This is a genomic window from Streptomyces sp. NPDC001093 (assembly GCF_040298985.1).
GTDB lineage: Bacteria > Actinomycetota > Actinomycetes > Streptomycetales > Streptomycetaceae > Streptomyces.
Genome location: NZ_JBEPBF010000043.1, coordinates 48,882 through 70,766, shown reverse-complemented (window position 1 = coordinate 70,766; position 21,885 = coordinate 48,882). Strand labels below are relative to the sequence as shown.

Below are 21,885 nucleotides of genomic sequence, written 5' to 3'. Positions count from 1 at the left end.
CCGGCCCGGCGCACGCCTCCGCACACCCGCGTCCGGCCGCCCGGCATGTCCTGCTGCTGTCCGTCGACGGTCTGCACCAGTCCGACCTGGCCTGGTACATCGCCCGTCACCCCCAGTCGGCGCTCGCCCGGCTCGCCGCCGGCGGCGTGCAGTACACCCACGCGGCGACCACCAACCCGTCCGACTCCTTCCCCGGCATGGTCGGCCAGCTCACGGGCGGCAACCCGGGCACCACGGGCGTCTACTACGACGACACCTACAGCTCCGCCCTCCTGCCGGCCGGTACGACCCGGTGCACCGGCGCCAAGCCCGGCACCGAGGTCGACCTGACCGAGGATCTCGACAAGAACCAGGACTCCCTCGACGCCGGCCAGGGCCTGAGCGGTCTGCCCGGCAGCATCCTGCAGATGACCGGCGACCCCGCCCGCCTCATCGACCCGTCGAAGCTTCCGGTCGACCCGAAGACCTGCACACCGCTGTACCCCCACTCCTACCTGCGGGTGAACACCGTCTTCGACGTGGTCCGCACGGCCGGCCTGCGCACCGCGTGGTCCGACAAGCACGCCGCCTACGACATCCTCAACGGCCCCTCCGGCAAGGGCATCCAGGACCTGTTCACGCCCGAGATCAACAGCAAGGCCATCGGCTACGCGGCGGGCGACTGGACGAAGGACAACGCCGCGACCGAGCAGTACGACGGGTACAAGGCACAGGCCGTGCTCAACGAGATCGACGGCTACGACCACAGCCGTACCCACAAGGTCGGCACCCCGGCGGTCTTCGGCATGAACTTCCAGTCCGTCTCGACCGCCCAGAAGCTGCCCACCTCCGACGGTCTGACGGGCGGTTACCAGCAGAAGGGCGTGCCCGGACCCCTGGTGGTGAAGAACCTCGACTTCGTGGACCGGCAGGTCGGCGCCTTCCTCACCGAACTCCGCAACCGGCACCTCGCCGACAGCACCACCGTCATCCTGTCCGCCAAGCACGGACAGTCGCCGACCGACCCCAAGGCGCTGACCCGCATCGACGACGGCCCGTTGCTCGACGGCCTCAACTCGGCCTGGAAGGCCGCCCATCCGGGCTCCGGCGACCTCGTGGCCCACGCGGTGGACGACGACGCCATGCTGATCTGGCTCACCGACCGCTCGCAGGCCGCCGCCGACTTCGCCAAGGCCTACCTGCTCGCCCAGTCCGGCACGGGCAACGACATCGACGGCAAGGCCCGCCCGTTCACCGCGAGCGGTCTGCAGACCCTGTACGCGGGTGCGGACGCCGCCCGGTACTTCCACGCCCGGCCGGGCGACTCCCGCGTGCCCGACCTGGTCGGCGTCACCCAGTACGGCGTCGTCTACACCGGCGGCAAGGGCAAGATCGCCGAGCACGGGGGTGCCCACGCCGACGACCTCGATGTCCCGCTCGTCGTCTCGGGCGCCGACACCCCGCACGGCGTGCGCGTCGCCGGACCCGTGCACACCACCCAGATCGCGCCGACGATCCTGCGGCTGCTGGGCTTCGACCCGCGGGACCTGGACGCCGTCCGCATCGAACACACCCGGGCCCTGCCCGTGCGTTGACCTTCGCATCCCACGTCACTCATGCGGCTGCTCCGGTCGGCGCAGCGTTCGTCACTCACTTTCGGGTGGCCGCATGAGCGGCGGGCCGGCTCCGGGCTCGCCCGGCAGGAGACACAAGGCTGATACATCGGCAAAATCTGTCATTCGGGATGTAAACGGGCATTGCACGAGAAAGTCATGGATTGTTGCTGGATCCGTAATGCCATGTGTGTGAGCGGCGCGAAGCCGGGCGAGGGTTGCAGGGTGTGGCCGTGCGGCCGACCGGCCGCCTACCCGCGCATTCTCGCGAAGGGGGACACTGTGTCCGCTTCTTCTTCCGTCCGCTGTATGACCGCAGCCGCGGCCGTGGCCGCCGCCATGGTCGGCGCCATGGCGCTCCCGGCCGCGGCCGCCGGTCACCAACCGGGCCGTATGCACCGGGCGGTGGTGCACATCAGCGGCGTACAGCACGCCTGGCAGGGCCGGGAGGACCGTGCCAACCGCTCGCTGAACAAGCAGTGGGTGGACATCACGAACGACTCCCGCCGGGCGATGAACCTGGACAGCTGGGCCCTGGCCGACCGGGACGGCCGCACCTACACCTTCCATCACGTGTGGCTCGCGGGCCGTGCCACCGTCCGTGTCCACACCGGGGTCGGCCGGGACAGCAGGACCGACCTGTACCAGGACCGCCGTACGCGCGTGTGGGACGTCAACGCCGACACCGCGACCCTGCGCGACGCCCGCGGCCGCCTCGTCGACGCCTTCTCCTGGGGCCGCAGCCACCGCGCCGGGGACATGGACCGCCGCGCCGAGGACGTGAACCGCCGCGCCGCGGACATGGGCCGCCACGACGGGGCCGGATGGCACCACACCGGCCTCCGCCACCACGGCGCCGGTCCCCGCCGTCACGACGTCGACCACTACCTCCACGGCGGCGTCCACTACCTCCACAACGTCGCCGACCACCACCACGGCGACCACGCGGACAGCCACCGCCGCTGACCCGCCGGCCCGCGGCTCGCACCTCCGGCGCACCACCACTCCCGGCACACCTACGCGGGTCCAGCCCCGGGCGGCCTCCTCGCCGACCGGGGCCGGACCCCTGCCAGCCACCGGCGGCATCGTGCTCACACCCTCCTCCCGCTCCCTGCGCGGCGGGTGTAACTCCCGCTGATCAGGTGCGGAGACACCTCCGTAATCAGCGTTTCGCCAGCTTGTTCGCCAGGTACTGCGCCGAGTTCGGGATCCGGGCCGGGGCACAGGGGTGGGCCGACCTGCTGGGGCGCCTGCAATCCCGCATGTACTCCATATCCTCCAGCCCCCTCACGGACCCCCACCTGGTGTCGCTGACCGTCTCCGTCGTCCGCTACGAGAACCTGGCCGGCCGGCCACGCCAGGGCGTCTGCTCGCCCTTTCTCGCCGACGCCGAGCCCGGCGCCCCGGTGCCGGTCCGGGTCCAGCGGGCACCGCACTTCCGTCCGCCCGCCGACCCCGCCACACCGGCGGTGATGGTGGGCCCCGGCACGGGCATCGCGCCGTTCATCGGCTTCCTGGAGGAACGCCGGGCCCGCGGCCACCGCGCCCCGAACTGGCTGTTCTTCGGCGAACAGCACCGCGCGACGGACTTCTACTACGAGGAGGAGCTGAGCGCGTTCCTGGCCGAGGGCACGCTCGCCCGCCTGGACACCGCCTTCTCCCGCGACCAGCGCACCAAGGCCTACGTACAGGACCGGATGCGCGAGAACGGGCCCCTGCTGTGGGCCTGGCTCCGCGACGGCGCCCACTTCTACGTCTGCGACGACGCCTCCCGCATGGCCAAGGACGTCGACCGGGCCCTCCGCGAGATCGCCACCGTCCACGGCGGCCTGGACGAGGCGGAGGCGGCGGCGTACGTCAAACAGCTCGGAGCCGAGAAGCGGTACGTGCGGGACGTGTACTGACCCGGCCCGCACGCGTACTGACCCGGCCCGTACGGGACGGACCCAGCCCGTGCGAGGAGAGCCCGGCCCGTATGAGCGCCGGTCCCGCTCGATCCCCGGATTTCACCCGCGGGTGCAGCACCCCGATGCCCGCCTCGGAGCCGCGGGGGACTAGCGTCTTCCCGTCACGGATCCGAGCCGGTTCTTCCGTGTCGAGCCGAAGGAGGACGATCTGCATGGATGGTCACGCGATGACCGAACTGTCGGCGGGCCAGCTTCCCGAGCTGACCACGGGACGTCTGCTGTCCACATGGCAGCTGGACGTTCCCGCGCTGTTGGTGGTCATCGCCCTGGGCGCGCTGTACGGCTGGGGCGTCGCGCGGCTGCGCAGGCGCGGTGCGCCCTGGCCGCCCGCCCGGGTCGTCGCGTTCGCGCTGCTCGGGCTGGGCGCGCTGGTGGTGGCCACGATGTCCGCCCTCGCCGTCTACGACCATGTGCTGTTCTGGCCCGCCGCCGTGCAGAACATCCTCCTCGACCTCGTCGCCCCCCTGGGCCTGGCCCTCGGCGATCCGCTGCGGCTCGCCGTCGAGGCGCTGCCGGAGGGCGCCGCCGGACGAGTGCGCCGGGCCATGACCGGCCGCCTGGTGCGCGTGCTGACGTTCCCGCTGGTCAGCACGGCTCTGGTGCTCGGCACCGAGCTGACGGTGTACTTCACGCCGTACTTCGAGACCGCCCTGCGCGTGGGCTGGCTGCACGAGCTGATGTATCTGCACCTGCTCGCGGCCGGCAGCCTGTTCGTCGTGCCGGTGCTGACCCACGAAGAGGCGCTGCCCGCCTGGTGCACCCACCCGGTGCGAGCTGCGCTGGTGTTCCTGGACGGGATCGTCGACGCGGTCCCGGGGATCGTGGTGATGACGCACAGCACGCTGATCGCCGGCGCCTGGTACCTGCACCACGCACCGACCTGGTCTCCGGACGTCCAGCGCGACCAGCAGATCGGCGGCGGCGCGATGCTCAGCATCGCCGAGCTGGTCGCCTTGCCCTTCCTGCTGGCGCTCCTGTTCCAGTGGGCACGAGCGGAGCGGGTCCAGACCGCCGCCCTCGACCGCCGCCTGGACGCGGAACTCGCTCCCGTCACGGCACCTGCCCCCGTGCAGGGGCAGGAAGCCGCTCCCGAACGGGTACGCCCCTGGTGGGAGACCGAACAGAACGAGGTGGCCGCGAGGATCCGGAGCCAGCACCGGGAGGACTGAGCCGGGCGTGATCACGTGTGCATGGTTCAAGTGTTCTGTCATGGGCCGGAAGTCTGCAGAAGGAGTAGAATATTCATCGCATGGTGAATTAATGGCCTCGTGAAGGGCAGAACCGCCATGGAACAGACCACGTGCTGCGTAGTGGGAGGCGGCCCCGCCGGCATGGTGCTCGCTCTGCTGCTGGCCCGCTCCGGTGTTCCGGTGACGGTGCTGGAGAAGCACGGCGACTTCCTCCGGGACTTCCGGGGCGACACCGTCCACCCCTCCACCCTGGCGCTGCTGGACGACCTCGGTCTGGCCGAGCGCTTCGCCGAGCTGCCGCAACGCCGGGTCCGCACCGTCCAGTTGCCGATCGGAACCGACGGCTCGGCGGTCACGGTCGGGGACCTCTCGGTCCTGCCCGGTCCGTACAACTACGTGGCGATGGTGCCCCAGTGGGACCTGCTGGACCTGCTCGCGGACGAGGCCCGGCGTGAGCCGTCCTTCGAGCTGCGGATGAACACGGAAGCGACCGGCTTCCTGATCGAGTCCGGACGGGTGAACGGAGTGCGGTACCGCACCACCGACGGCCGCACGGGCGAGTTGCGCGCCCTGCTCACCGTCGCCTGCGACGGCCGCGGATCACTGGCCCGTTCCCGCCCGGAACTGGGCCTGCGCCGCTTCCCCTGCCCGATGGACGCCTGGTGGTTCCGGCTGCCGCGCCGGGACAGCGACCCGCAAGGGCTCTACGGCAGCGCCGGTGACCGCTTCCTCACCGCGATGATCGACCGCGGCGACTACTGGCAGTGCGCCGGACTCATTCCCAAGGGCACCGACAGCCGGCGCCGCGCCGCCGGCCTCGACCGCTTCCTGGCCGACTTCACGGCGGCCGTCCCCTGGATCGCCGACCGCGTGCACGCCCTGCGCTCGTGGGACGAGGTCAAGCTCCTCGACGTACGCCTGGACCGCCTGCGTCGCTGGCACCGCCCCGGCCTGCTGTGCATCGGTGACGCCGCGCACGCGATGTCCCCGGTCTTCGGCATCGGCATCAACCTCGCCGTCCAGGACGCCGTGGCCGCCGCCCGCTACCTCACCGAACCCCTGCGCCGCGGGACGGTACGCCCACGGGACGTACGCCGCCTGCAGCGCCGCCGCCGTCCCACCACGGTCGCCACACAGACCCTCCAGCGGGTGGCCCACGCCCGCGTCATCGCGCCCGTCCTGCAGGGCCGGCCACCCCTCGGACGTGACAAGAGGGCCCGGCGCACGGCACGCCTGCTCGCCGAGTCACGGTGGCTGCGCCGGCTGCCCGCGTACTTCATCGGCTACGGCGCGCTCAAGGAACGGCCACCCGGCTCGGCCGTCCGCCGGGCACGGCCGGGCGTCGCAGCACCGCCCGGCGAGACGGGCACCGCCGCCGGGGTGTCCCCTTGAAATGGCCGCGACCGACATTGCCGGGACGTCCCTGTCCTGTCGGCGCCTGCTTGTTCGTCGTGACAGTAGACAGGCAAGGACGACCAAGGAGGACACCATGAAGTACGTACTGCTGCTGACCCGTGGCGCCTGGCAGGAAGAGGGCTCCGACCAGGAGCGCGGCGAGGTCTACGGCCGGCTCGTGGAATGGTTCGCCAAGCACCGCGCCGACGGGACGATCGTCGACGCCCAGCAACTCCGCGAGCCCGACACCGCGACGACGGTCGTGGTCGAGCAGGGCCGCTCCACCATGATCGACCGCCCGCTGCTGGAGGCCAAGGAGGCGATCGGCGGGTACGCGGTCGTCGAGGTGCCCGACCTGGACGCCGCCCTGGAACTGGCGGCGAGCTTCCCGGTGCCCGACGGCAAGGTGGAGGTGCGACCGATTGTCGAGCGCTGACCCGGCGGGCGCCCGGGACACCCGGTCGCTGATCGAGCGGGTCTTCCGCGAGGAGGCGGGCCGGCTGACCGCCAGCCTGGTCCGCCTCCTGGGCGACTTCGACCTGGCCGAGGAGATGGTCAGCGAAGCCGTCGTCGAGGCGCTGCGGCGCTGGCCGAGTTCCGGCCCGCCCAGCCGGCCCGGAGCCTGGCTCCTGACCTGCGCACGCAACAGGGCCCTGGACCGTATCCGCCGCGAGGCCCGCTTCCAGGACCGGCTGCCACAGCTGGCCGCCCGCATCGAGGCCCTGCCCGAGACGGCCGAGCGCGAGCCCGACGACCGCCTCCGGCTCATCTTCACCTGCTGCCATCCGGCCCTGGACCCGGACGCCCAGGTCGCGCTGACCCTGCGCGCCGTCGTGGGCTTGACGACCGCCGAGATCGCGCGGGCGTTCATGGTGCCCGAAGCCACCCTCGCCAAGCGGATCACCCGGGCCAAGCAGAAGATCGCCACCGCCGGCATCCCCTACCGCGCGCCCGAGCCCGAGGAGCGCGCCGCACGGCTGCCCCAGGTCATGCGCGTGGTCTACCTCGTCCTCAACGAGGGCTGCTTCACCACCGGAGGGGACCTGGGCGTCCGGCGCGAACTGGTCGACGACGCCGAATGGCTCGCCGCCCTCCTCGCCGGCTCACTGCCCCGCGAACCGGAACCCCTGGCCCTGCTCGCCCTCATCCGCCTGCACGCGGCCCGCTGGTCCGCCCGCCTGGACACCGCGGGACGGCTGATTCCGCTCCCCGACCAGGACCGCACCCGATGGGACAGGCGGCGCATCCGCAGCGCCACCGCCCTCCTCGAGCGGGCCGCCGCGCTCGGCAGGCCGGGCCCGTACCAGATCGAGGCCGCCATCGCCGCCGTACACTGCGAGGCACCCGACTGGAAAGCCACCGACTGGCCCCAACTCCTGCGCCTGTACGACATGTTGCTGGCCGTCGATCCCTCGCCGGTGGTACGCCTGAACCGTGCCGTCGTGATCAGCCACACCGACGGGCCGGCCGCCGCACTGGCCCAAGTCGAAGCACTCGCCGACCAGTTGGGCCGCTACCACCTGTTCCACGCCACCCGGGCCGCACTCCTGCGCGACCTCGGCCGCGACCAGGAAGCCGCCGAGGCCGACCGACAGGCCCTTGGCCTCACCACCAACCCGGCCGAACGCTCGCTGCTCACGGCCCGTCTGGCGCCGTAGACGCAGGACGGTCGTCCGGCGGGCGTCGGCGCCCAGACGGGAACCTGCTGGAGGCGCGGCAGACGACCGATGTCGTGCTGTCCGGCCGGACTGCTGGGCTTCCGCGCACTCCGCTCACCGGACGGCTCGCCGACCGGTACACCCCGGCCACGGTGATGATCACCGGCAGCACCGCGCTGCTCCTCGCACGGGACCGTCCCCGACATCATCTGCTGGCACGAACTGCAGGGCAGCGCCGACATCGCCACGCACGTGGCCGCGTACCGTTCGCTGGAGTCGAGCCTCGGCATCAGCCCCCGCCCGATCGCCATCGAGGAGTACGGCACCACCAGCGAGGTCGGCGTGCCCGGACCGCTCGTCGGCTACATGGCCAAGTTCGAGCGCGCGGGCGTCCACGACGCCGAACTGGCATTCTGGAACCACTACGGCACCCTCGGCGACACCCTCACCGACACCGGCGGCGCACCGAACGGTGCGTACTGGCTGTACAAGTGGTACGGCGACATGTCCGGCGACATGCTCGTGACCACGCCCCCGGCCCGGACGGGCATCGACGGCATCGCCTCCCGCAACAGCTCCGCCGACCGGATCAGCGTGATAGCGGGCGGCTGCACCGGCTCCTGCGCGGTCACCGTCAACGGCCTCAACGCTCTGTCGGCCTTCCGCGGCAACACGGTGCACGTGAAGCTGGAGTACATCCCGTCCAAGGGCCGTACGACGGCCAGCGGCACATCCACCTCGCTGGCAGGGCGCTACCAGATCACCAACAAGAACAGCGGTCTGGCCCTGGACACCCAGAACGCGGGCACCGCGCAGGGCGCGCCCGTCGTCCAGGCGGCCTCGGCCGGCGGCACCGACCAGAACTGGACCCTGGTGGCGGCGGGTTCGGGCCTCTACAAGATCGTGAACCAGGAAACCGGCCTGTTGCTCGGCATCCAGAACATGAGCACGGCCGACGGCGGCACGGCCCTGGTCTGGGGCGACAACGGAACCGCCGACCACCTATGGCAGCTCGTCCCGTCCGGTGACGGCTACTACAAGATCGCCGACTACAACAGCGGGCTGCTGCTCGGTGTCGACAAGATGAGCACGTCCCCCGGCGCCCAGGTCCTCCAGTGGGGCGACAACGGCACCGCCGACCCCCTGTGGAAGCTGACCTCGCGCTGAGGCCGGACCCAGAGACGAGTACGCCCCCCGGATGTCGGCCGGGGGCGTACTTGGCCTGGCGCGGCGTGCCTCACCTGGGAGCGGCGTACTTCACTTGGGGGTGGCGGGACCGGGCGGCAGGTGGACCGTCATGATCAGGTGGCAGGTCTCGGTGCCCGCGCCGCGGTAGGTGTGCGGGGTGTCGCCGTCGAACGTGGCGGTCTGGCCCGCCGCGACGGTGTGTTCCGCGCCGTCGACGATCAGGGTCATGCGGCCCGAGGTGACGCTGACGGTCTCCACGACCCCCGCCTGGTGGGGGTGGCTGGGATATTCCTCGCCCGGTTCCAGCCGCCAGCGCCAGACCTCGACCGGGGCGGGACCGGAGGTGGTCAGCATGAGGCGGGCCTCGCTGCCGCGTTCTCCGGTCCACAAGGGGGCGACGGCGTCACCGGACACGACGCGGACGCGGCCTTCGGGCGGCCCCTGCATCAGCGCGGACACCGAGATGCCGAGGGTGTCGGCCAGCCGGACCAGGGTGGCCAGGTTGGGGTTGCCCTGGGCCTTCTCCAGTCCCACCAGGGCACCCTTGCTGACCTGGGCGCGCCGGCCGAGCTCGTCCAGCGACAGCCCGGCGCGGATGCGGGCCGCCCGGACGTTGTGCGCGACCGACCGCAGGGCGGCGGCTGTCTCGGCCACCTGATCACCGTCCTCACCTCTGCCTTTGAGTACTGGAATGTACTGCACGGTCGTTTGATTGACACGTCCTGGTCGGTCCGTTGTACTGTGTGGTCGTTTCACTGACTCAAGGGATGTGCTGTGATCGCTCTGCTGCTGGCCCTGGGCAGCTCTCTCGCGTACGGATGCGCCGACTTCCTCGGCGGCCTCGGCGCCCGCAAGGCCCATGTGCTGCGGACCGTGATGGTCGCGGCCCCGGCCAGTCTCGCGGTCGAGCTGCTGCTGTGGCCGGTGCTCGGCGCCTCGTTCAGTGCCGGCGCCCTCGCCTGGGGCGCCGCGTCCGGGGTCGCCTCGGCCGCCGCGTTCGCCCTGCTCTACCGCACCCTGGCGATCGGCCCGATGAACGTCCTGTCGCCGGTGACCGCGCTGGTCTCCGCCGCGCTGCCCGTGGCCGTCGGCCTGCTGCAGGGCGAGCAACTGACCATCGCCGGGCTGGTGGGGCTGCCACTCGCACTGCTCGCGGTGGTGCTGGTCAGCGCCGGACACGCCGCGGGCTCGGCCCGCCCCTCCCGTACGGCGCTGATGCTGGCCGTCGGCGCGGGCGCCGCCATCGCCCTCCAGCTCATCTTCCTGCACCAGGCGCCGCACGACAGCGGCGTGGCCCCGCTGATCACCGGCCGGGCCGTGTCCTCGGCGGTCACGCTGGCCGCAGCGGGGCTGCTGCGCCGCAGGCTGGGCTCCGAGCGGCCGGCGTACGGCATGTCGGCGGCCGCGGGAGTGCTGGACTCGGTGGCGAACCTGCTGTTCCTGCTCGCCGCCCGCAGCGGGGACCTCACCGTCGTCGCCGTGATCACCGCCCTCTACCCGGCCGGCACGGTCCTGCTCGCCCGCGGTGTGCTCGCCGAACGCATCCACCGCGGCCAGCTCGTCGGCCTGGGCACCGCCGCCCTGGCCGTCAGCCTCCTGGCCCTGACCTGAGCCGCGGCGTGACACCCCGCCGCACTCGCGGCCGCGCAAGGAGAGACGGATGTTCGTCCACCCTCTGGGACGCCGGCCTCGACGCAGCCGAATGGCAGTCGTGGCTCGCCGAAGGCCACGACTTCGGCCGGCTGAGCGCCGGCGGCCTCCCCGGCCACCCGCCCGTCGTCGTCCCCACTCACTTCACCAGCGACGGCTCAGACCTGCTGATCCACCTCGCCCGGCCGAACCCGTCTGGCGGACGATCGAACACGACCCGAACGTCACCTTCACCGTCAACGGCGACTACACCTTCAACCCGGGCCCCTGGCGCGCCCCACCTCCAGCCCGACGGCGACCACGCCGCCGTCGCCGGGGACCAGCCGCCGTACGGCCGGATGCTGCCCGGCATCCGCGGCCTGCGCCTGGAAGTCACCAATGTGCGGGACGTGCCCACCGCGCGCCGGCAGCTGCGCCGCCTGGACCGTGTGGGCCCCCGGAAGCCCTGACCCGGGGACCCACGCACCCGCCCCCTCCCCGCACACACGCACGCTCGCCCCAGGAAACGGACAACCCGCCGATGACCGACTTCCGTCTCGCCCCCGCCGTCGCAGAAGCCTTCCCCTGCGCCCTCATCGCCCTGGTCACGGCCACCGGCGTGCGCGGCCACGAGCCCTGGCCCCACACCGCCGCCGCCCTGGAGGAACTGGAGCAGCGGCTCGCCGAAGGAACCTGGCACCCCGCCGACGAGACCGACCCCCGCATCGAGGCCTGGCACTCCGCCTACCGCTCCTTCGGGACCAACCCCCGCCGCATCCGCCCCAGCGTCGACGCACTCGGCCGCCGCCTTGCCAAGAAGGGGACCCTGCCGCGCATCAACCCGGCCGTGGACTCCTACAACTCCGTCTCCGTACGGCACGGTCTGCCCGCCGGCGCCTTCGACCTGGATCACGTCACCGGCGACGTGGACATCCGGTACGCGGACGGCACCGAGTCCTTCACACCGCTCGGCGAACCCGACATCGGCGAGAATCCCAAGCCGGGCGAGGTCGTCTACGCGGACACCACCGGCGTCCTCACCCGCCACTGGAACCACCGCGACGCCCACCGCACCCGCGTGACCGAGGGCTCCGCACACATCGCCTTCGTCCTCGAAACCCTCCGCGCGGACCGGGACGGCGACCTCCTCAAGCTCGCGGCGGACGAACTGCAGGGCCTGCTCGCCCCACACGCCGACCGGACGTCCGTGCACTATCTGAGCCCGACCCAACCCCAGGCCACGGTCTGAGAGTGTGGTGTCGACCGGCGGCGCCTGGACCACCCATGTGTCACTGGATGGTCCAGCCGACGCTGCCGACCCCCGAGCTGTAGAAGGCGCAGGAGCCGGTGGACTCACCGTACTGACCCGGGTTCAGTGTCACCCAGTTGCCGGAGACGTCCGGGGCCCAGCCGCAGACGATCTCGGCGCGGAACGTGACGGTGTGGTCGGTGTTGTTCTGACAGCCCGCGATGCCGACGTCCGGATCGTTGTTGTGCACCCAGCCGTCGCAGTCGACGGTCCCCTCGGCGGCGACGGCCTGCGCCGGAACCGCCACGCCGGCGACGGAGAGAGCCACGGCGGAGACCGCGGTGGCCAGGCCGGCCGCAAAGATGCGCTTCCTGCTGTGCATGTGTACCCCCGTGAGGCCGAGTTGCTCTTCTTCCTGTGATCAGTGAAGAGCACCGGTGCCCGGGCGTGAACCTGAGACCTCTGAGGGTGCACCGTGAGGGCCCAGGGGCCGGGACGCTCGGCAACGAGCTCGGCGCCGACTCGGGCGGACGCCGAGGCCGGATACCCTGGTCGGATGATCGAAAATCTTCCTCCCTGTCCGAAGTGCTCCTGCGAGTACACCTACGAGATGAACTCCCTTGTCGTGTGCCCGGAGTGCGGACACGAATGGGTTCCCGCCGAGAACGGGGGCACGGACGCCGTGGGGGAGCGGGTCGTCAGGGACTCCGTCGGCAATGTGCTGCAGGACGGCGACTCCGTGGTCGTGGTGAAGGCGCTGAAGGTGAAGGGCAGCCCCTCGGGGATCAAGGCCGGCACGAAGGTGCGCAACATCCGGCTGGTCGACGGGGTCGACGGCCATGACATCGACTGCAAGATCGAGGGCTTCGGAGCGATGCAGCTCAAGTCCAGCGTGGTGAAGAAGGCCTGAAGGCCTGATCGCCCCCGCCTGCGGGGGCGCTGGGTGCAGACTGATGCGGAATTGCAAAATTTCGCAATTGGTTAGATGCTGTGTTGGCTGGTGCCTGCAGGTAGCCGCGGGCACAGCCGTCTGCGTCCCCCCGGGTGGGGGTCCACAAGGGAAGCCGAGGGGCCGTGTCCGTTCCGCTGTACCAGGCCAAGGCCGAGTTCTTCCGGATGCTCGGTCATCCCGTGCGCATACGGGTGCTGGAGCTCCTGCAGGACGGGCCGAAGCCGGTGCGGGACCTGCTCGCCGAGATCGAGGTGGAACCGTCCAGCCTGTCGCAGCAGCTGGCGGTACTGCGCCGCTCCGGGATCGTCACCTCGACCCGGGACGGCTCCACGGTCGTCTACGAGCTGGCCGGCGGCGATGTAGCGGACCTGCTGAAGGCCGCGCGCCGGATCCTGACCGAGATGCTGGCCGGGCGGACCGAGCTGTTGGCCGAGCTGCGGGACGCCGAGGTCGCCGCGCGATGACGTCGGGGATCAACCGGGCCGGGGCCCGGGTCGTCTCGCTGCTGCCCTCCGGCGCCGACCTCGACCGGATGCGGCGCGACCCACGCCGGGATCTGCTGGCCGGGCTGACCGTCGCGATCGTGGCGCTGCCGCTCGCCCTCGGTTTCGGTGTCTCCTCCGGGCTGGGCGCGCAGGCGGGCCTGGCGACCGCGGTCGTCGCCGGTGCGCTCGCCGCCGTCTTCGGTGGTTCGAACCTGCAGGTGTCGGGGCCGACCGGCGCGATGACCGTCGTACTCGTGCCGATCGTCGGCAAGTACGGCCCGAGCGGTGTCCTCACGGTCGGTCTGATGGCCGGCCTGATGCTCGTCGCGCTCGCCGCGCTGCGCGCCGGGAAGTACATGCAGTACGTGCCCGCGCCCGTCGTCGAGGGCTTCACGCTCGGCATCGCCTGCGTGATCGGACTCCAGCAGGTCCCGAACGCCCTGGGAGTACCCAAGCCCGAGGGCGACCGCGTCCTGGTCGTCACCTGGCGGGCGGTCGAGGAGTTCGTGAAGGCCCCGAACTGGACCGCACTCGCCTTCGCGGTCGGCGTCGCCGCGGTCATGCTGGCCGGCGTCCGGTGGCGGCCGACGATCCCCTTCTCCATCGTCGCGGTGATCGCCGCGACGATCGTGGCCCAGGTGGCCGGGCCGGGAGCGGCGCGGCCGATCGGGGCCCTGCCTGCGGGGCTGCCCGTGCCCTCGCTGTCCTTCCTCGACCCGGGATCCCTCGGCACCCTGCTGGCCCCGGCCGTCGCGGTCGCGGCCCTGGCCGCACTGGAGTCGCTGCTGTCGGCATCGGTCGCCGACGGCATGACCGTCGGCCAGAAGCACGACCCGGACCGAGAGCTGTTCGGCCAGGGCCTGGCCAACATCGCCGCCCCGCTGTTCGGCGGCGTCCCGGCGACCGGCGCGATCGCCCGCACCGCCGTCAACGTCCGCACCGGGGCGAGCTCCAGGCTCGCCGCGCTCACGCATGCCGCCGTCCTCGCGGTGATCGTCTTCGCCGCCGCGCCCCTCGTCTCGAAGATCCCCCTCGCCGCGCTCGCCGGTGTGCTGCTGGCCACGGCGATCCGCATGGTGGAGGTCGGTTCGCTGCGGGCGATGGCGAGGGCGACCCGCTCGGACGCGGTGATACTCGTACTGACCGCTGTCGCGACACTCGCCCTGGACCTCGTCTACGCCGTGATCACAGGCCTGGTCGTCGCGGGCGCGCTCGCCCTGCGTGCGGTGGCCCGACAGGCCCGTCTCGACCAGGTGCCGCTCGACCAGGGCAACCACAGCGCCGAGGAACACGCTCTGCTCGCCGAGCACATCGTCGCCTTCCGCATCGACGGGCCCCTGTTCTTCGCCGCCGCCCACCGCTTCCTGCTGGAGCTGACCGAAGTGGCGGACGTCCGGGTGGTGATCCTGCGCATGTCCCGCGTGTCGACCATGGACGCGACCGGAGCCCTGGTCCTCAAGGACGCCGTCGAGAAGCTGAACCGGCGCGGCATTCTCGTCCTCGCCTCCGGCATCCGCGCCGGCCAGCGTCAGGTCCTCGACTCCGTCGGCGCACTGGAGGTGCTGTGCCAGGAGGGTGCGGAGTACGCCACCACACCCGAGGCGATCAGTGCGGCCCGCGACCACCTGGAGAACGCCGGGGTCCTGCCGGCCGTCCCCGCCCCCAAGACCGGCCCCACGCCCGAGGAAGCCGTCGTATGAGAGCGTCCCCCACCCCTGTGCGCATGCTCGAGCTGTCCGGCGCCGAGACGTTGTGGCTGCTGGAGGGCGGCAGTTTGGGCCGCCTGGTGTACGTGCTGCGGGAGCAGGCCGTCATCCGCCCGGCCCGGCACGTCTTCCAGTACGGTCGGCTGGTCGTGCGCACCCCTGCGCCGGCCACGGCGGTGCCCGACACCGCGACGTACCAGGTGGACGAGATCCAGGAAGCGACCGGGACGGGCTGGGCCGTGACCGTGACCGGCCCCGCCGAGGCGATCACGGATCGCGACGAGATCGCCCACTACCGGCGCACGCTGTCCGGCTGGTCCCACGGTCCGCACGACACGGTCCTGCGGATCCACCCCAAGACGGTCACCGGGTTTCGCCTGACCCGCGCGGAGGCGTGATGTCGACGCAGCTGGAAGTCCTGCCGCAGCGGCATGTGCTCACGCTGCCCAGCGAACCGTCCGCCGTCCGGCTGGCCCGTGAGACCGCGGAGCTGGTGCTGGTGGAGTGGGGGATCGGACTGCGACACCCCACCGTGAACCCGGCCCTGCTGATCCTGAGCGAGCTCGTCACCAACAGCGTCCGGCACGCGGCCGCCCTCTCCCCGCAGCTCACGGTGATCTACGCGGCCGGCCGGGACTGTCTGGCCTTCGCCGTCCACGACCGCCACCCCTACCAGCCGCTGCTGTACGGATCGGCGACCAGCGGCGGCACGGGCGGTCTCGGCACCGTCATGGAGCTCGTCCTCGGCCTGAGCGGCACGGCCGTCGTCCGCACGGACGCCGACGGCGGAGGCAAGAGCATATGGATCACCCTGCCTCTCTGACGCCCACGAGCGCCCGGCCGGCCCGGCTCCTCGATGCGGGTTGGGCCCGGCCGCTTCCGCAGGCGAGGATGGCCGCATGTTCTTGACGAGTGGATGGATGCGATGCGCCGGGGCCCGGCCGGCGGGGCCGATCTGTCGTGCCGAGAAGGAGACGGCTCGATGAGTACGCCGCTGTACCAGCTGAAGGCCGAGTTCTTCAAGACCCTCGGCCACCCGGCGCGCATCCGTGTCCTGGAGTTGCTGAGCGAGCGCGAGCACGCGGTCGCCGAGATGCTGCCCGAGGTGGGCATCGAGCCCGCGCACCTGTCCCAGCAGTTGGCCGTGCTGCGGCGCGCGAACCTGGTCAGGACGCGAAAGGAGGGCTCGAACGTGTACTACTCCCTGACCAGCCCCCACGTCGCCGAGCTGCTCCGGGTCGCCCGCACCATCCTCTCCGGTGTGCTGGCCGGTCAGGCCGAACTGCTCGCCGACCTGAAGGCGGCCCAGTCGCAGGGGGAGCCGCCGTCGTAGCGACGGCCGTCGGGCGCCTGCACCTGCGGCAATATTTCGCGAACGCCGGCAATGCCTGAGAAAGGGGGGCGAAGCGCCCCCGAAGGCACGGCAGTTGGGCGGTTCGGCGCAGGTTCGCTGCGTGGACGCGGGCTCCTGCAACGGCTGCGAGATCGAGATCGCCGCCGCCTTCGGCCCGGTGTACGACGCCGAGCGGTACGGGGCACGCCTGGTGGTCTCGGCCCCCGGCACGCCGACGTGGCACTGGAGACCGGCTCGGTGACCCGGAACATGGCCCAGCCACTGCACCGCACCGTGACCGCGATGAGCGAGCCGCGCCTGGTGATCGCGGCCGGGACTGCGGGGCCGACTGCAGGGACTTCGCCGGCGGGCACGGCGTCGAGGGCGCCGCCTTCGACGTCGTACCGGTGGACCTGACCGTGCCGGGGTGCCCGCCGGAGCCCGGGGCGATCTGGAACTGGAACGGATCCACAACCACGTCGCCGACCTCGGGATGTTCTGCAACGACGTGTGTGGTCGTGGAGTCCCGGCCCAGGCCCCGGCCGCCGGTGTGCCGGGCCGGCTGTCCTGGACCGCCGGGCGGGACGGCACGCCCGAGGAGCAGCTCGACGTGCCGCACGCCTGGCTGGTCGAGGACCTGTCCGGCGGCCGGGTCCGGATCCTGACGCAGGAGACCCAGACCGGAGCCGCACGCCTCACGCCCCCGATCGTGACAGTTGCGCGGCGGTGTGTTCCAGCAGTATCTCCAGGGCGACCGGATAGGCGCTGTGCGGCATGTACCTGGCGAGCAGATGTGCCGTGGCCGCGATGTTCGGATGGGACTCGGCGGGCAGCCGGGCATAGGTGGAGTGTCACATCTCCTCGTCGCCCGCCCGGGCCTCGTCCGCCAGCGCGAGGGCTCCGGCGTCGAGCGCGGCGAAGGCGAGACTCTGGTCGATGAACGCGTGGTACACGCGCACCGCCACGGGGTCGGGCAGCCCGGCGCCGCGCAGGATGCCGAGGATGGTCTCGTCCACGGCGATCTCGCGAGGCCTCCCGGTGACCCGGCTGGCGGTGAGAACGGCTGCCTGCGGGTGCGCGAGATAGGAGGCATGGATGGCCCGGCCCAGCGCGCGCAGGTCCGTGCGCCAGTCCCCGGTGGCCGTCCAGCCGTCGAGAGCCCTGCCCATCAGCTCGTCCCCGATGGCCCGCGCCAGGTCGTCCATCCCGGCGAAGTAGCGGTAGAGGGTGCTCGGATCGGCGCCCAGCGCCGTGCCGAGACGGCGTGCCGTCAGCCCGGTGCTGCCGTGCTCCCGCAGGACACGCAGGGCGGCCTGCACGATGATCTCCTCCGACAGCACGGTGCCGCCGCGCGTGGGCCGCCGCCGCTGACGTGCCGCCTCCGGCACCACTTGCTTCGCCATGTCACTCGTCCCTCCGTGCCGGCCGCGTGCCGCGTGCGTGCCCTCCCTTATGCCAACAGGGTTGACCTTATATCCCGGCGTCGCGTTGCATCGAGCCCGTCCGGAGGCGCTCGCCTCCCGGGAGAAAGGTGTGTGACATGCGCGTACTTCTGGTCGGCGCGGGTGGCGTGGGGACGGCCGTCACCCGGATCGCCGCTCGTCGCGAGTTCCTCGCCCACATGGTCGTCGCCGACTACGACCTCGTCCGCGCCGAGGCCGCGGTCGCGGCCCTCGGGGAGCGGGGCGCCCGGTTCAGCGCGCGGCGGCTGGACGCCTCGGACCAGGGGGAGGTCCGCCGGATGCTCGTCGAGGAGCGGTGCGACGTGCTGCTCAACGCCACCGACCCCCGGTTCGTGATGCCGCTGTTCCAGGCCGCCCTGGAGGCCGGCGCGCACTACCTGGACATGGCGATGTCGCTGTCCGCGCCGCACGGCTCGCGCCCTTATCAGGAGTGCGGTGTCAAGCTCGGGGACGAACAGTTCGCACTGGCCCGGCGCTGGGAGGAGGCCGGGCGGCTGGCGCTGGTCGGCATGGGCGTGGAGCCGGGCCTGTCCGACGTCTTCGCCCGGTACGCCGCCGACGAACTCTTCGACGACATCGAGGAGATCGGCGTCCGGGACGGCGCCAACCTGACGGTCGAAGGCCACGACTTCGCGCCGTCCTTCAGTATCTGGACGACCATCGAGGAGTGCCTCAACCCGCCGGTGGTGTACGAAAAGGGCCGCGGCTGGTTCACCACTCCGCCGTTCAGCGAGCCCGAGGTCTTCGACTTCCCCGAGGGCATCGGCCCGGTGGAGTGTGTCAACGTCGAGCACGAAGAGGTGCTGCTGATACCGCGCTGGGTGGACGCGCGTCGTGTCACGTTCAAGTACGGGCTGGGCGACGACTTCATCGCCAAGCTGAAGACCCTCCACGAACTGGGCCTGGACTCGACGGCCCCGGTGGGCGTGCCCGGAAATGAGGGACCCGTACACGTCTCGCCGCGCGACGTGGTCGCCGCGTGCCTGCCCGACCCGGCCGGCCTGGGGGAGCGGATGACGGGCAAGACCTGCGCCGGCACGTGGGTCAAGGGCAGCAAGGACGGGGCGCCTCGGGAGGTGTACCTGTACCACGTGGTCGACAACCAGTGGTCGATGCGCGAGTACGGCTCGCAGGCCGTGGTCTGGCAGACGGCGCTCAACCCGGTCGTCGCCCTGGAACTGCTGTCCACCGGCGCCTGGTCAGGCAAGGGCGTTCTCGGTCCGGAAGCCCTGCCCCCGCGCCCCTTCCTGGACCTGCTCACCGAGTACGGCTCTCCGTGGGGCCTGCGCGACGACAGCTGATCCCGCTGTCCTCCACGTCTTCGTCTGCTTCCGCGTCCTCCTTGCGGGACAGGCAGCCGCGTGCTGAGCGAGGCCGTGACTCAGAGCCGGCTGTACGTGTCGATGTCCTCGGCGAACTCCTCGATGGCCTGCGCGGTGAGCGTCGGCCGGGTGTCGGCGATGGCCGTCATGTAGTCCTCGGTGGTGGCCGGCCGGCCCTGGCGTTGCGTGACTTCGCGTTCGAACGCCGCCTGCGCACCCTTGCGGGCGGCGAATTCGATGTCGGCCGGGGTGAACAGCTCGCTGGCCTCGACCAGTTGGCTGAGGTCGACCGAGCCGGCGGCTGCCCTGAGATAGCGGTCCCAGATCGCCGCGCGAGCCGTGGGGTCCGGAGGGCCGACGGGGATGACGTAGTCGAACCGGCCCGGCCGCAGGAAGGCCGGGTCGAGAGAGCGCACCGAATTGGTGGCACAGGCCAGCAACCGCGAGTCGTGCTCACGGAAGACAGGGATGAGCTTGAGCAGCTCGTTGGTCACTCCATGGCCGGGATCGACCGCCTTTCCTGAACGTACCCCCGCGATCTCTTCGACTTCGTCGATGAAGAGCAGCACCGAGTCCAGTTCCGCCAGGTCCGCGAAGGTGTCCCGCAGCGCCACGGACAGACCCTCACTCGTGTCGGCCGCGAGCCGGGACGGGAAGAGTTCCACGAACGGCCAGCCGAGCCGCGAGGCCACCGCCTTGGCGAAACTGGTCTTGCCGGTGCCCGGCGGGCCGAACAGGATGATCGCCTTGGGCGGGGTGAGACCGTAGCGGTCGGCCAGGGCGGGCTCGGTCAGCGGGAGCACGACACGGCGCTCGATGACCTCCTTCTCGCGCTCCATGCCGGCCATGGTGCCCCAGAGTCCCTCGGGGAGCATGCGGCCGCCCAGCGCGGCGAGGACATCGGCGTTGGCGGTTCCCGGTGGTTCGAGTTTCTCGTAGTAGGTCAGGTCGTCACGGAACCGGTAGCCCGAGTTCTCCAGAGCCTTCGTCCCAGCGGCGCCGGCGGGCAGCAGCGTGCTGATGTGGCGCACGCCCAGTGCGCGCAGCCGCCGTTCCAATTCGGCGAGCAGAGCACTGCCGATCCCGCGCTCGCGCCATCGGGAGGCGAGTGCCACCAGCAGGATCCAGCCCCGTTTGCCCTGGGCCTGCGCCACGGCCATGCCCACCAGTTCGCCGCCGACCACGGCGACCACCGCCGTCTGACCGGCCTTGGCCGCGGCCATCACCTCCGACACGGGAAACACCCGGTCCTCGTCGGCCCGGCGGCTCTGGTCCCAGATCTGGATGGCCTGATCAAGATCGTCGTCGTGATAGTCACGCAGATGCCAAGCGGGCATCGCCACCACCTCGCCCGGTGTGGGAGTCCCATTGTCTCTGCTGCGGCAGCCGGCGACGAACCGAGCCGATGCCGATCTTCGGCGGCGGCGCCGCGACCGGGCCCGAGTGCTCAGCGGCCCAGGAGCAGTCCCGTCCCCGACACGTCCGCGCGGATGCCGTCCCTGCCCACCGTCACGCGCTGCAGGCGCACGGCGCCGCCGGGTGGTGCCGGCAGCTGGACGGCGAAGGAGTAGCGGTCGGCGATCTCGGGGCGGGTGAGCTTGGTCAGGGCGGTGAGCAAGGTCGGGTCCAGTCCCAGCCGCTTCAGGAGCGTCGGGTGGGCGAGTGCCACGTCGAGGAGGTTGACGCGAGCCAGTTCGTGCAGGAAGCGCGGCGCGCCGGTGAGTTGATGGAGTCTGTCCTCGTCGTGGAGCGCGGCGCGCACCGCGCTGTCGGGGACACCCAGGCGGTGCACGATCGCCGGGACCGCCAGCAGGGCCTTGATCTTCTCCGCCTCCCGGGTGAGACGGCGCGCTGAGGCGGGAGTCAGGTGGAGGCCCTCGTCGGGCCCGGTGCCGGGCCGGTACGTGGCGAGGTCGTCGATGTCGAGCCGTATGCCGTCCACAGAGGTGGCGATGCCACGGTCCCCGTCGCGCCGGATGCGGGCGTCGGCCCGTACGCTCAGCGCGCGGCCCCCGACACGCAGGGTGCCCCGGGCCAGCACACGGCCGGGGCCATCTGCCGTGAACGCCACCTGCGAGGCGCCCAGTTCGCGGTTCATGTCGGCGAAGGACAGCAGGACCTGACCGTGCACCTGCCGGACGAGCGCACCACGCACCGCGGTGGGCCCGTCGCCGTCGAGGCGTATGTCGTCGGCGGTGGCGGTGACCTGGGTGAGGGTCACCCGGTGCGCGGGGATGTCGGGGACGGTGACGGAGACGGAGTCCAGGCGCTGTGCGGCCAGTTGGGTGAGGAAGGGGAAGCCGCCGATGCGGACCTCGGGGGCGGCGACCAGATGCAGCTTGTCCTTGAGCTGTTGAGAGGCCTTGTGCTCGGCGTAGAGCAGTGCCCAGCGGTCGGCCAGGGTGGCGAGGCAGGCGAGGGTGAGAACCCAGACAAGGCATCGGGCCACGGTGGGCAGGCCCGTGGCGCGGTTGCGACGGCGGCTGCCGCGCCGGTGGTTGGGCGGTGCCCAGGGCTCCTCGGCGTCTTCGTCCCGCCGGGCCGCCCCGCCGTCCTCGGTGAGGAAGTCGTCCAGCGGATGGCCTGCCAGCGAGGCCAGTTCGTCGTAGGGATTACGGCGGGGCGGAACCATCTCGGTGGGAGGTCCGTCCGACTGGGCAGCATGATGCGTCTGATGGTGGGGGGTACGCATCGGTAGATTTGATCACATAGTCACACCCGAACCGCAAGTCCTCCCTGAAGTAAGGCGTGAACTC

At 71.6% G+C, this 21,885-nt stretch carries 21 protein-coding genes and 2 pseudogenes; 18 read left to right on the top strand and 5 right to left on the bottom strand.

Annotation, left to right across the window (positions count from 1 at the left end; translation table 11 throughout):
- From ABT288_RS22370 to ABT288_RS22335, 8 genes and pseudogenes are all read left to right on the top strand, one after another.
- Positions 1–1,574, top strand: a 1,574-nt coding sequence (locus ABT288_RS22370) for an alkaline phosphatase family protein (RefSeq protein ID WP_351610465.1), incomplete at its 5' end; no start/stop codon positions are given.
- A gap of 327 nt (positions 1,575–1,901) precedes the next feature.
- Positions 1,902–2,558 (top strand): lamin tail domain-containing protein, encoded by a 657-nt coding sequence (locus ABT288_RS22365; protein ID WP_351610462.1) that lies wholly within the window; start codon positions 1,902–1,904, stop codon positions 2,556–2,558.
- 230 nt (positions 2,559–2,788) lie between these two features.
- Positions 2,789–3,496 (top strand): annotated as a pseudogene (locus ABT288_RS22360) (flavodoxin domain-containing protein); the annotation flags it as partial.
- A 215-nt stretch (positions 3,497–3,711) separates the two neighbouring features.
- Positions 3,712–4,728, top strand: a complete 1,017-nt coding sequence (locus tag ABT288_RS22355) for a cytochrome c oxidase assembly protein (protein ID WP_351610459.1) — start codon at positions 3,712–3,714, stop codon at positions 4,726–4,728.
- A 117-nt stretch (positions 4,729–4,845) separates the two neighbouring features.
- Positions 4,846–6,141, top strand: coding sequence for an FAD-dependent oxidoreductase (locus ABT288_RS22350; protein ID WP_351610456.1), 1,296 nt, complete (start codon positions 4,846–4,848; stop codon positions 6,139–6,141).
- A gap of 97 nt (positions 6,142–6,238) precedes the next feature.
- Complete coding sequence (locus ABT288_RS22345) at positions 6,239–6,580, top strand: YciI family protein (protein ID WP_351610453.1); 342 nt, start codon at positions 6,239–6,241, stop codon at positions 6,578–6,580.
- Positions 6,567–7,802, top strand: a complete 1,236-nt coding sequence (locus ABT288_RS22340; protein ID WP_351610452.1) for an RNA polymerase sigma factor — start codon at positions 6,567–6,569, stop codon at positions 7,800–7,802. Before ABT288_RS22345 ends, ABT288_RS22340 begins: the two co-directional genes overlap by 14 nt.
- Before the next feature lie 252 nt (positions 7,803–8,054).
- Positions 8,055–8,969, top strand: a complete 915-nt coding sequence (locus tag ABT288_RS22335) for an RICIN domain-containing protein (protein ID WP_351610451.1) — start codon at positions 8,055–8,057, stop codon at positions 8,967–8,969.
- 90 nt (positions 8,970–9,059) lie between these two features.
- Here ABT288_RS22335 and ABT288_RS22330 read toward each other — a convergent pair whose 3' ends face one another.
- Positions 9,060–9,644, bottom strand: coding sequence for a helix-turn-helix domain-containing protein (locus ABT288_RS22330; RefSeq protein WP_351610450.1), 585 nt, complete (start codon positions 9,642–9,644; stop codon positions 9,060–9,062).
- A 120-nt stretch (positions 9,645–9,764) separates the two neighbouring features.
- Between ABT288_RS22330 and ABT288_RS22325 the strand changes: the two genes are divergently transcribed.
- Both ABT288_RS22325 and ABT288_RS22320 read left to right on the top strand, forming a co-directional pair.
- Positions 9,765–10,601, top strand: a complete 837-nt coding sequence (locus tag ABT288_RS22325) for an EamA family transporter (protein ID WP_351610448.1) — start codon at positions 9,765–9,767, stop codon at positions 10,599–10,601.
- A 559-nt stretch (positions 10,602–11,160) separates the two neighbouring features.
- Positions 11,161–11,868 carry a B3/B4 domain-containing protein gene (locus ABT288_RS22320; protein WP_351610447.1) on the top strand — a complete coding sequence of 236 codons (708 nt, stop codon included), beginning with the start codon at positions 11,161–11,163 and terminating at the stop codon, positions 11,866–11,868.
- 40 nt (positions 11,869–11,908) lie between these two features.
- Here the strand turns inward: ABT288_RS22320 and ABT288_RS22315 are convergent, their stop codons facing one another.
- Positions 11,909–12,250: a hypothetical protein gene (locus tag ABT288_RS22315; protein ID WP_351610444.1), complete on the bottom strand. Its 342-nt coding sequence runs from the start codon at positions 12,248–12,250 to the stop codon at positions 11,909–11,911.
- A gap of 174 nt (positions 12,251–12,424) precedes the next feature.
- Here ABT288_RS22315 and ABT288_RS22310 point away from each other — a divergent pair, with 174 nt between their 5' ends.
- The 7 genes from ABT288_RS22310 (at position 12,425) to ABT288_RS22280 (ending at position 16,606) form a co-directional block, all read left to right on the top strand.
- Positions 12,425–12,778 (top strand): zinc ribbon domain-containing protein YjdM, encoded by a 354-nt coding sequence (locus ABT288_RS22310; protein ID WP_351610441.1) that lies wholly within the window; start codon positions 12,425–12,427, stop codon positions 12,776–12,778.
- Positions 12,779–12,942: 164 nt separating this feature from the next.
- Positions 12,943–13,284: an ArsR/SmtB family transcription factor gene (locus ABT288_RS22305; protein WP_351610439.1), complete on the top strand. Its 342-nt coding sequence runs from the start codon at positions 12,943–12,945 to the stop codon at positions 13,282–13,284.
- Entirely contained in the window at positions 13,281–15,005 is a 1,725-nt protein-coding gene (locus ABT288_RS22300) for a SulP family inorganic anion transporter (RefSeq protein WP_351610437.1), read from the top strand. The genes ABT288_RS22305 and ABT288_RS22300 overlap by 4 nt, the downstream gene beginning before the upstream one ends.
- Positions 15,002–15,409: a pyridoxamine 5'-phosphate oxidase family protein gene (locus ABT288_RS22295; protein ID WP_351610434.1), complete on the top strand. Its 408-nt coding sequence runs from the start codon at positions 15,002–15,004 to the stop codon at positions 15,407–15,409. The genes ABT288_RS22300 and ABT288_RS22295 overlap by 4 nt, the downstream gene beginning before the upstream one ends.
- Positions 15,409–15,834, top strand: coding sequence for an ATP-binding protein (locus ABT288_RS22290; protein ID WP_351610431.1), 426 nt, complete (start codon positions 15,409–15,411; stop codon positions 15,832–15,834). Before ABT288_RS22295 ends, ABT288_RS22290 begins: the two co-directional genes overlap by 1 nt.
- Before the next feature lie 159 nt (positions 15,835–15,993).
- Entirely contained in the window at positions 15,994–16,344 is a 351-nt protein-coding gene (locus ABT288_RS22285) for an ArsR/SmtB family transcription factor (protein WP_351610429.1), read from the top strand.
- Between the two features lie 121 nt (positions 16,345–16,465).
- A complete protein-coding gene (locus ABT288_RS22280) occupies positions 16,466–16,606 on the top strand; it encodes a hypothetical protein (RefSeq protein ID WP_351610427.1) in 141 nt (46 codons plus the stop codon).
- Between the two features lie 433 nt (positions 16,607–17,039).
- Here ABT288_RS22280 and ABT288_RS22275 read toward each other — a convergent pair.
- Positions 17,040–17,747: pseudogene (locus tag ABT288_RS22275) on the bottom strand (TetR/AcrR family transcriptional regulator).
- A 137-nt stretch (positions 17,748–17,884) separates the two neighbouring features.
- On the opposite strand from ABT288_RS22275, the gene ABT288_RS22270 reads away from it, so the two are divergent.
- Positions 17,885–19,108 (top strand): saccharopine dehydrogenase family protein, encoded by a 1,224-nt coding sequence (locus tag ABT288_RS22270; RefSeq protein ID WP_351610424.1) that lies wholly within the window; start codon positions 17,885–17,887, stop codon positions 19,106–19,108.
- An 80-nt stretch (positions 19,109–19,188) separates the two neighbouring features.
- Here ABT288_RS22270 and ABT288_RS22265 read toward each other — a convergent pair whose 3' ends face one another.
- Positions 19,189–20,466, bottom strand: a complete 1,278-nt coding sequence (locus ABT288_RS22265) for an ATP-binding protein (protein ID WP_450857040.1) — start codon at positions 20,464–20,466, stop codon at positions 19,189–19,191.
- Positions 20,467–20,576: 110 nt separating this feature from the next.
- Positions 20,577–21,821 (bottom strand): LmeA family phospholipid-binding protein, encoded by a 1,245-nt coding sequence (locus ABT288_RS22260; protein ID WP_450857038.1) that lies wholly within the window; start codon positions 21,819–21,821, stop codon positions 20,577–20,579.
- Between the last annotated feature and the right edge of the window lie 64 nt (positions 21,822–21,885).